Raw genomic sequence first — 9,811 nt, 5'->3', positions numbered from 1 at the left:
ACGACATGGGCGGCCACGACACCTACATGCACAAGGAGATCTCCGAGCAGCCCGACGCGGTCGACCGCGTGCTGCGCGGCCGCATCGACGACCGCCCGGTCAGACCGGCGTCCGCTCCACCGGGATCCACAGCTGGGCGTGCGCCTTCGTCCAGTCCGCCGACGGCCGGGTGCGCAGGATCTCCGGCCCCGGCCGGGAGGCGTACGGGTTGGACGGGAACCACTGTGTGAAGACGTCCCGCCACAGGTTCTGCAGTGCCTGCGGGAACGGGCCGCTGCTCTCGAACACGGCCCAGGTCCCGGCCGGGACGGCCGTCACGTCCAGGCCCTCGAACTCGCCCTCGGCACGCTCCGCGCCGGTCACCACCGCGTGGTGGTAGTCCACTTCGGTGCCCTCCACCCGCCGGTCACCGAGGACCTCGGTCACCGAGACGATCCCTTCGGGCTCCTGGTCGGACAGGGCGGTGATCCGCTGTACCGTCTCCGGCGCGAGGCTCTTGATGAACTCCGCCATGGCCGGATTCACGCCCTCGTGGACGAGCGGCACGCGGGCCCTCTTCCCGACGATGCGGAAGGCCTCCTTCTCCACGATCCGGTACTCCATGGTGGTACTCCCTTCGACGATGAGGCGGAAGGACATCCGGGGCTGGGAGCGCAGGGCCGCACCGGTGCGCCGCGCCTCGCCCGGACCGATGCCGTGCACGGCCCGGAACGCACGTCCGAAGGCTTCCGCGGACGTGTAGCCGTGGCGCACCGCGATGTCGAGCAGTGTGCGCTCCCCGGCCAGCACCTCGGCGCCCGCGACGGTCAGCCGCCTGCGCCGCACGTACTCCGACAGCGGGAGCCCGGCCAGCGCCGAGAACAGCCGCCGGAAGTGGTACTCCGAGGTCATCGCGATACGGGCCAGCTCGGCGGCGTCGACCGTGTCGTCGAGGTGGTCCTCGATGTGGTCCATGGCCCGGTTCAGGTGCTCCAGCAACCCGGTCCCCTTCCCTTTTCGATCACCAACGTAGGAAGGGACCACCCTGCCCGACCCGACATCCTGTGCCCGGTCCGGTCGGGTGTGGCCAGGCAGATGCCGTGTTGAGGATGATGTGCGCCATGGCCAAACGCGCCGAAAGCCCGGCAGAGCGAGCAGAGCGAGCAGAACGAGCAGAGCGAGACGGGCGGGACCAGCGCGACGAGCGAGGCCCCCGGGCCTGGAGGGCGGTCGCGGTCCTGATCGGGCTCGGGGCCGCCGCCTACACGGCCTGGGTCCTCGAAGTCGTCCTCTCCACCGGCCTGAACCCGATCGAGACGTACGTCAGCGAGCTCGCCGCCCAGGACCGCCCGCTCGGCGGTCTCTTCCGGGCCACCGACTTCACCGCCGGCCTGCTGGTCTTCGCGGGCGGGCTGCTCGCCCTGCTCCGGGCGGCCCGGCACCCCGACCACCGCCGCCCCTGGTCCCTCCTCGGCTGGGCCGGGATCACCGTCTTCGGCGCGGCCACCGCCGCCGACGCCTGGCTGCCGCTGAGCTGCACCCCCACCGTGGATCCGGTCTGCGCCGCCCGGGAGACCGCCGGCCTGGTCCCGGCCACGCACCGGGCCCATGCCGTCAGCAGCAGCCTCGCCATGACCGGCGCCCTCGTCGGGACCGTCGCCCTCACCGTCGCCGCCCGCCGCTACCGCAGACACGCCCCGCTCGCCCGCCACGGCCCCGCCCTCGTCGTCCTGGCACTGCTCGCGACCGCCTGGACCCTGACCGCCATCGCCCTGTTCACCGCGGGGCGCGGCACCTGGGCCCTCGGCGCCGGGCAGCGGCTCCAGGTGCTGCTCGTGGCCCTGTGGCTCGGCCTGCTGGCGCATGCGGTCCGCACGGAGCGCCGTACGTGAGCGGCCCCGGCTCCTTCGTCCGGGTGGACGGGGTCCCGCTGCACGTGGTCGTCGAGGGCAGCGGCCCGCCCGTCGTGCTGAGTGCGGGGCTGGCCATGGCCTGGTTCGACTGGGACGCGGTCGCCGCCCTGCTGGTGGCCGCGGGCCGCACCGTCATCCGGTTCGACCGACCGGGGCACGGCCTCAGCGGCCCGGCCGCGGCCCCGCCGACCGCCGCCGGGGAGGCCCGCCGGATCGCCGGGCTGCTGGACGCGCTGGGCCGCCCGGGCCCGGTCACCGTGGTCGGGCACTCGATCGCCGGGTTCCACGCCGAGGCCTTCGCCCGCCTGTACCCCGAGCGCACCGCCGCCCTGGTCCTCGTCGACGGCAGTGTGGAGGAGGACCCCCGTCCGGTCCTGCCCGCCGCGCTGCGCACCGGCGCCGCCCGCGCGCTCGGCCGGGCCCTGACCGCCCCCGGGCTCCCGGCAGCCCTCGGGCCCCGGGCGCGGCGCGCCGCCGTACGGGCCTCCCGCACCGGCGGCGGCGATCCGGCCCCGCGGGACCTCGTACGCCGCTGCTACCGCACCGGCCGGGTCTGGCGGGGCGCCCTGCTGGAGAACTCCCGCTACCCGGAGACCGCCGCCGAGCTCCTCGCCCTCCGCGCCCGCCGGCCGCTGACCGCCCCCGCCACGGTCCTGGCGGCCCACGACGGCTCCACCCGCCCGGCGTCCCTGCGCTGGCTGTCCCGCCAGCACACCCTGGCCACCGCCCTCGCAGCCCGCTTCGCCACGGCGGCCCCGGCAGGCCACCTCGCGATGCTGGACGCGCCCGCCCACGTGGCCGACACCATCCTGAAGGCCCCCGAGAACCCGCCGACCTCCTAGTGGAGGCCGGCCGGCGGCGCGGGATCAGCGCTTTGCGTAGACCCTCTCGACGAAGCCCGCCAGTTCCTCCTCCGACAGGTGCTGGGCCAGGTCGGCCTCGCTGATCATGCCGACCAGCTTCTTGTCCTTGATCACCGGGAGCCGCTTGATCCGGTGGCTCTCCATTTCCCCGAGGACCTCGGAGACGTCGGCGCCCGCGTCGATCCAGCGGGGGGTGCCCTCGCACAGGTCGCCGCAGGTCATCCGCGCCGGGTCCATGCCCTTGGCCACGCACTTGATGACGATGTCGCGGTCGGTGACGATGCCGCACAGCCGTTCGTTGGCGTCACTTACGGGAAGGACGCCCACGTCGAGCCGGCGCATCAGCTCGGCGGCTCGGTCGAGGGTCTCGGTGGCGGGGATCCATTGCGCCCCGGCGTGCATGATGTCCGCCGCTGTGGTCATTGCGTACCTCCTGGCGTGCCGTTGCGGCCGGGCGCGGTCGCGCCCGCTGCGACGCCCTCGGGGAGGCCGATGGGGGAGGGCCGTGAGGGCGCCCTCCCACCACCGTACGGGCGTGCCGCGTCACCCGCGCGGCGCAGCCCCCCGCTGTCGCAGCAGGTCCGCCATCAGTGCGAGCTCCGACTGCTGGGCCTCGACCATGCCCTGGGCCAGCGCCCGCTCGGCCGGGGTCACGCAGCGCTCCGCGCAGCCCTTGGCCATCGCGACGCCGCCCTTGTGGTGGTCGGTCATCAGCTGGAGGTAGAGCACCTCGGCGTCCCGGCCCTCGGCGGCGCCGAGCGCGGTCAGCTCCTCCTTGGTGGCCATGCCGGGCATCAGCGCGCCGGGCTTGGCGGGAACCCCGCCCATGTCGTGCCCGTCGGCCATGTCGTGCCCGGAGTGAGCGCCGTGGCTGCCGTGGCCGGTGTGGTCCGTGGTGCCGCCGCCGTCGGGTGCGGCCATCCAGGCCATCGGCTGCCGGTCGGCCACCACCTTCGGCAGCCCCCACAGGTCCAGCCAGCCCAGCAGCATGCCCCGCTGGTTGGCCTGGGTGTTGGCGATGTCGTACGCGAGGGTGCGCACCGCCTCGTCCTGGGTGCGGTCGCGCACGATGAACGACATCTCCACCGCCTGCTGGTGGTGCACCGCCATGTCCCGGGCGAAGCCCGCGTCCGGCGAGTCCTGTGCGGGAGGGCGGGCCGGCGTCGCGGCGGAGCCGTCCCCGCCGCTCGCGGCGGCCACCGTGGCCGCCACCGCGAACAGCAGCGCGAGCAGCACCGCCGTTCCGGCCGCCCAGTACGTCGTGCGCTTGGCCGTGCGGCCGTCCCCCTGGCTCCCGCTCACTTGCCGGCCAGCCCGTTGGTGCAGGCCGCACCCGGCTCGGGGGTCTGCGGGCCCTGCACGTACTTCGTGAAGAACTGCTTCACCCGCGGGTCGGCGGCGCTGTCGACCGTCACCTGCTTGCCCCACGCGCTGAGCATGATCGTGCCGCTCTGCTCCTTGACCGGGCTCATCAGCGTGTACGGGGTCTTCGCCACCCGATCGGCCAGCTGGTCGATGTCGGCCTGGGGCGCCTTCTCGTTGTACGTCACCCAGACCGCGCCGTGCTCCAGCGAGTGGACGGCGTTCACCTGGGGGACCGGGTTCTTGTAGACGTCGCCGTTGCAGTTCATCCACCGCGGGTGGTGGTCGCCGCCGACGGGCGGGTTCATCGGGTAGCTCACCGGGGTCTCGACGTGGTTGCGGCCCAGCGTCTTGGGGTCCCAGCTCTGCTCCTCGGACACCGAGGCGGTCCGGGCGGCCTCGACGGCCTTCGCCGCGGCCGCGTCCTTGTTCTTCCGGTCGATCAGCACCCATGCGCCGAAGCCGACGAGGCCCGCGGCGACGGCCGTCGAGACCGTGATCGCGACGACCTTGTTGCGCCGCTCGCGGGAGCGTTCGGCCCGGCGCATCTCGGCTATGCGCGCCTGGCGGGAGTTCCTGTCGGTGGGGGTCGTACCGGCCATGTGCCCAGTTCCTTACTGCTGAGGGGGTGGAGGTGGATCCGGTGGGCGCGGTCGTACGCCGCCGGAGCGGCTGCGCGCCGGATCCGTCAGCTCCGCAGCACCTGCAGGGCGTGGAGGTCGGGGGCGCGGGCGGGCGCCTCGTGCGGCCGGAGCGGGCCCGCGCCGTCGGCGGGGCGCACGACGGGGTCTTGGGCGGCGGCCGTCACGGGCACGGCGGGCGGCGGGGCGGGCAGGACGCCGGGGGTGACGTGCGAGAACGGGGAGCAGCCCGGCAGCTCGCCGGGGGCGACGCACACGGCGTGCGGCCCGGCGGGCGACCCGGAGTGCGTACCGGCGGGCGACCCGGAGTGCGTCCCGGCGGGCGCTCGGGAGGCGGCATGATCGACGACCGGCGCGGCGGCCGCAGGCCCCCGTACGGCCGCTGCCACGGCGTGCTGCCCACCCGGCCGCACGCACAGCAGCAGCGCGCCGAGCAGGATGGAGAGGGCCGAGAGGACCGAGAGGGCCGAAAGGACCAAAAAGGAGGAAAGGGGGGAGAGGACCGAGCGGGCCCCCGCCGGCGCGGCGCGCCGAGGCGCGTGACGCCCGATGCGCCCGTGTCGCACGTGTTCCCAGCCCCCCATGGCCGCCGATGGTAGTGCTCATGAGGGACCCGAGGTCAGTGCGGGGGTGCCACGACCTTTCGGGGGTGCGTAATGTGGCGGAAACCACCGCTGGCGATACTGGCAACCCGACCGCCCGCCCTCCCCCGAGGGCAGTGGTGCACAGGCCGTCTGAACTGCGAGGATGAAGGCATGGACAAGCAGCAGGAATTCGTCCTCCGGACGCTCGAGGAGCGCGACATCCGCTTCGTGCGCCTGTGGTTCACCGACGTGCTGGGCTTCCTCAAGTCCGTCGCCGTCGCCCCCGCCGAGCTGGAGCAGGCCTTCGACGAGGGCATCGGCTTCGACGGCTCGGCCATCGAGGGCTTCGCGCGGGTCTACGAGTCCGACATGATCGCCAAGCCGGACCCGGGCACCTTCCAGATACTGCCCTGGCGCGCCGAGGCACCGGGGACCGCCCGCATGTTCTGCGACATCCTGATGCCGGACGGCTCCCCTTCGTACGCCGACCCCCGCTTCGTGCTCAAGCGCATCCTCGCCAAGACCTCCGACCTGGGCTTCACCTTCTACACCCACCCGGAGATCGAGTTCTTCCTGCTGAAGGACAAGCCGCTGGACGGCTCCCGCCCCAGCCCGGCGGACAACTCCGGCTACTTCGACCACACCCCGCAGAACGTGGGCATGGACTTCCGCCGCCAGGCGATCACCATGCTCGAATCCATGGGCATCTCGGTCGAGTTCAGCCACCACGAGGGCGCCCCCGGCCAGCAGGAGATCGACCTGCGCTACGCCGACGCGCTCTCCACGGCCGACAACATCATGACCTTCCGCCTGGTCATGAAGCAGGTCGCCCTGGAGCAGGGCGTCCAGGCCACCTTCATGCCGAAGCCCTTCTCGGAGTACCCGGGCTCGGGCATGCACACCCACCTCTCCCTCTTCGAGGGCGACCGCAACGCGTTCTACGAGTCCGGCGCCGAGTACCAGCTCTCCAAGGTCGGCCGCTCCTTCATCGCGGGCCTGCTGAAGCACGCGGCCGAAACCTCCGCGGTCACCAACCAGTGGGTCAACTCGTACAAGCGCATCTGGGGCGGCTCGGCCCGCACCGCCGGCTCCGGCGGCGAGGCCCCCTCGTACATCTGCTGGGGCCACAACAACCGCTCGGCGCTGATCCGCGTCCCGATGTACAAGCCGGGCAAGATGGGCTCGTCCCGCATCGAGGTCCGCTCGATCGACTCCGGCGCCAACCCCTACCTGACGTACGCCGTCCTCCTGGCGGCCGGCCTGAAGGGCATCGAGGAGGGCTACGAACTCCCGGCGGGCGCCGACGACGACGTGTGGGCCCTGTCCGACTCCGAGCGCCGAGCCATGGGCATCGAACCCCTCCCGCAGAACCTCGGCGAGGCCATCTCCCTGATGGAGCGCAGCGAACTGGTCGCCGAAACCCTCGGCGAACACGTCTTCGACTTCTTCCTCCGCAACAAGAAGCAGGAGTGGGAGGAATACCGCTCCGAGGTAACCGCCTTCGAACTCCGCAAGAACCTCCCGGTGCTCTAACCAGGGGCCGGCGAGTCCCGGAGTTTTACGGTCTCCGCAGTCGGGCCGACGGTCGTGAACCGTCGGTCCGACCGGCTTTCCCTGGAGGCCTCCGTCGGCTGGGCGTCAACCGGACGCAGGATCGTTTCTTCAGGGCCTGGTGGAGGTCAACTGGGCTTATCCGGCGTCGAATTGAGTCTGGGTCATCAGGACGTCATTCGTTGGCCTGTGCATCGTGTACGACGTTGGCGATCTCCCTGGCGAACCCGGCGCCGGCTGTGATCGATTCCTGGAAGATGGGCGCGGCCGTGTTGAACACGACGCACGCCGCAACGAGGGCCAGGAGGGCCTTCTTCCAGCCGGTCTGACTTCCCTCCTGCATGTTGACCAGGGTCGCCCCTGTCCGAGCGAGGGAGCCGATGACGGTACTCGCCTCTTCGGCCACTCTCGCCCCACCGAAGATGCCGGCGTGCCCGGCCAGCCAGATCAGATGGCGCAGCTGGGAAATCAACTGGTCCCGTATGGGACCTTCGATTTCCTCGTCTCCCATCGATGTCAGCAGCTCGATCCATTCTTCGCACCGCTGCGTCATTTCGTGCAGATCGCCGCCGCGCGGGGCCGCATCGGATCCCGCGAGGTTTCCCGAGATCAATTCGGCCGTCGATTCGAGGTGGTCGAGCTTGTCCTCGTCGATGACGGAAAGCGGGGACCGGTTGGTGTCCATCCAATTCACCACGGGCTGCATCACGGCCGTCCACCACGCACTCACGTGGCGCTCGCACCGGATACGCGACCTTTCCGGTAGGGCGCTCAGCTGCCGAATCGTCATCTGCAGGAGGCTGACGACCTCGGAATGCCGTCGGGCGAATTCATGGGTGCCCCATTCCGTGTCCAGGGCGCCGGCCCAGGCCTCCGCGATCGTGCCGTTCGCGACGCGGACTTGCGCGAGGAGAGTGTGCAAGTGATGTGCGGCGGTGTTCTCGTTCGAGTAAGTCATGTCCCCCTGCTCGGCTTTCGGCACCCGAGCGCGGTGCTCGGCCCCCGAAATGTACCAGTCGACTTCCGGCCCTCCCGGGGTCCGGTGCCGCCGGGTGGCATCAGCGGGGTCGCACCTCGTCGTTCGTCCGCTTTCCCCCGCGTGTCTCGCGCCGCCAGGGGTACGCTCGTGCTTCCCGAGTCGACTGGAGGTTCTCTACGTGGCCATCATCAAGCAGGCCCAGCGGCAAACTCTCGGCCAGCTGATCGGTGCCAATAATCCGGTGGTCACCGTCCCCGACGACAGTCAACGGCAGTACGCCTGGACGAAAAAGGAGGTGGACGTCTACTGGGCCGACATCGAGAAGTTCATGGAGGCCCGCCAGAGCGGCAGCGAGTCGGCCTCCGAGTACTTCATCGGGCCCGTCGTCACCATCACCGCCGAAACCAAGCAGGGGCGTTCGCTGCTCGACGGACAGCAGCGGCTGACGACGTCCACCCTGCTGATCGCGGCCATCAGGGACGTCCTGTGGGGCATGAAGTCGCCGGAGGGCGTGTCCAGCGCCAACAACATCCAGCGCGACTACATCGCGAGGAAGTCGGGACGCAAGGAGCCGATGGAGTACTTCCTGGTGCTTTCGCTCTTCGACCGTGATTTCTTCCGTGATTACATCCAGGACTGGAGCGAGATCACCGGCGAGTGCCCGAGGATCGAGGAGCCGAGTCGTCCTTCGCATCGCCTCATCCTGGATGCCTACAACAACTTCCGCACCAAGATCGGAACGCGCCTCCAGGTATATGTCGACGACGAATCCAGATTGGACTACCTCGACTCGCTCCGCGAATGCCTGATCAACGGGTTGGTTTTCGTCGAGATCCAGACCCCCTCGTCGAGCGATGCGAACGAGGTGTTCGAGACGATCAATTCTCGAGGCAAGGACCTATCCACCGTGGACCTGGTGCGAAACTTCCTCATGGAGAAGAGTAGGAGCGAGTTCGAGAAATCGCGCGTCAATGATGCGTGGAGGTCCCTCCTGGACGGATTCGATCGGCGTGAGGAAATCGAGAAGTTCCTGCGCCACTTCTGGGTATCCACCCATGGGGACGTGAAGTCGCACAGCCTGTACGCGACGATACGCAAGGACCTGAGTGCGCATTTCGACAAGCGCCCTCAGGAATACACGGTCGGAGCCTTCGCGGCTGAACTCGAAGGGGCCGCCGGAAGGTACGCAGAACTGATCACCGGCAACACCGGTTACAGTGAATTCGATGCAACTTTGGGTGAGATCAAGGCGATGGGTGCCGATGCACTTTATCCTCTCCTCCTCTCTGCATCGGGCCGCTACCCTTATTCCGCCCTGCAGGACCTCGTGGAGGCCTGTGTCAGTTACTACGTCCGCTGGACGGTGGTGGGGAGGCGTGAATCCACCCTGCTCGAAGAGAACATATTCAGCGTGGCGAAGGAAATATCCAAAGGTGTCAAGCTCGACGCCGTGATGCAGAAGATCATCGGGTGGATTCCGGACGACGAGACGTTCGGTGCGGACTTCCTGGGTGCCTCGATCCCCAAGCAGTCCCAGGCGCGCTACCTGCTCGCGAAGGTCGAGCATCACCTGCGCTTCAAGAACGACGTCCACGAAGAGGTCGTGCTCGGAGACGGCAAGGTGCACGTCGACAACATCTACCCCCAGAAGCCCGAAGGCGAACTGAGACTGGAGGACCACGAGGACTGGGTCAGCCGCCTCGGGAACCTGACTCTCCTCGCCGGCAAGAGGAACCAGGCGGTCGCCAACCTCAGCTACCCGGAGAAGGCCCACCTCTACAGCAGTTCCGCGCTCCTCATCTCCACGCGGACCGGCATCGACCGCCTCTGGGATGGTGAGGGCTGGCGGTGGCGCGTGGACGGGATCATGGCCCGGCAGGCCAAGTTGGCGGAGTATGCCCTCGAGGTGTGGCCGAACGGGAGCCGCTGGGCCTGATGC

The 9,811-nt window shown here is 70.0% G+C and carries 10 protein-coding genes; 4 read left to right on the top strand and 6 right to left on the bottom strand.

Going from position 1 to position 9,811, the window contains the following annotated elements:
• Positions 1 to 99: 99 nt before the first annotated feature.
• A complete protein-coding gene (locus AB0F11_RS25910; protein ID WP_362178206.1) occupies positions 100 to 978 on the bottom strand; it encodes an AraC family transcriptional regulator in 879 nt (292 codons plus the stop codon).
• A gap of 239 nt (positions 979 to 1,217) precedes the next feature.
• Between AB0F11_RS25910 and AB0F11_RS25905 the strand changes: the two genes are divergently transcribed.
• Entirely contained in the window at positions 1,218 to 1,871 is a 654-nt protein-coding gene (locus AB0F11_RS25905) for a DUF998 domain-containing protein (RefSeq protein WP_362178224.1), read from the top strand.
• Entirely contained in the window at positions 1,868 to 2,734 is an 867-nt protein-coding gene (locus AB0F11_RS25900) for an alpha/beta hydrolase (RefSeq protein ID WP_362178204.1), read from the top strand. The genes AB0F11_RS25905 and AB0F11_RS25900 overlap by 4 nt, the downstream gene beginning before the upstream one ends.
• A gap of 24 nt (positions 2,735 to 2,758) precedes the next feature.
• Here AB0F11_RS25900 and AB0F11_RS25895 read toward each other — a convergent pair whose 3' ends face one another.
• From AB0F11_RS25895 to AB0F11_RS25880, 4 genes are all read right to left on the bottom strand, one after another.
• Entirely contained in the window at positions 2,759 to 3,178 is a 420-nt protein-coding gene (locus tag AB0F11_RS25895; protein WP_362178201.1) for a CBS domain-containing protein, read from the bottom strand.
• A gap of 120 nt (positions 3,179 to 3,298) precedes the next feature.
• Entirely contained in the window at positions 3,299 to 3,979 is a 681-nt protein-coding gene (locus AB0F11_RS25890) for a DUF305 domain-containing protein (protein WP_362178221.1), read from the bottom strand.
• A 74-nt stretch (positions 3,980 to 4,053) separates the two neighbouring features.
• Positions 4,054 to 4,719 (bottom strand): DUF3105 domain-containing protein, encoded by a 666-nt coding sequence (locus tag AB0F11_RS25885; protein WP_362178198.1) that lies wholly within the window; start codon positions 4,717 to 4,719, stop codon positions 4,054 to 4,056.
• Positions 4,720 to 4,805: 86 nt separating this feature from the next.
• Positions 4,806 to 5,237: a hypothetical protein gene (locus tag AB0F11_RS25880; protein ID WP_362178196.1), complete on the bottom strand. Its 432-nt coding sequence runs from the start codon at positions 5,235 to 5,237 to the stop codon at positions 4,806 to 4,808.
• 276 nt (positions 5,238 to 5,513) lie between these two features.
• Between AB0F11_RS25880 and glnA the strand changes: the two genes are divergently transcribed.
• A complete protein-coding gene (gene glnA / locus AB0F11_RS25875) occupies positions 5,514 to 6,875 on the top strand; it encodes a type I glutamate--ammonia ligase (RefSeq protein WP_361906525.1) in 1,362 nt (453 codons plus the stop codon).
• A gap of 193 nt (positions 6,876 to 7,068) precedes the next feature.
• Here glnA and AB0F11_RS25870 read toward each other — a convergent pair whose 3' ends face one another.
• Positions 7,069 to 7,851, bottom strand: a complete 783-nt coding sequence (locus AB0F11_RS25870; protein ID WP_362178193.1) for a hypothetical protein — start codon at positions 7,849 to 7,851, stop codon at positions 7,069 to 7,071.
• 199 nt (positions 7,852 to 8,050) lie between these two features.
• Here AB0F11_RS25870 and AB0F11_RS25865 point away from each other — a divergent pair, with 199 nt between their 5' ends.
• Positions 8,051 to 9,808: a DUF262 domain-containing protein gene (locus AB0F11_RS25865; RefSeq protein WP_362178191.1), complete on the top strand. Its 1,758-nt coding sequence runs from the start codon at positions 8,051 to 8,053 to the stop codon at positions 9,806 to 9,808.
• Positions 9,809 to 9,811 lie beyond the last annotated feature (3 nt).

It is taken from the genome of Streptomyces sp. NPDC032472, from assembly GCF_040636955.1.
Lineage (GTDB): Bacteria > Actinomycetota > Actinomycetes > Streptomycetales > Streptomycetaceae > Streptomyces.
The sequence above is the reverse complement of the archived record's forward strand: the minus strand, read 5'-3'. Positions and strand labels throughout refer to the sequence as shown.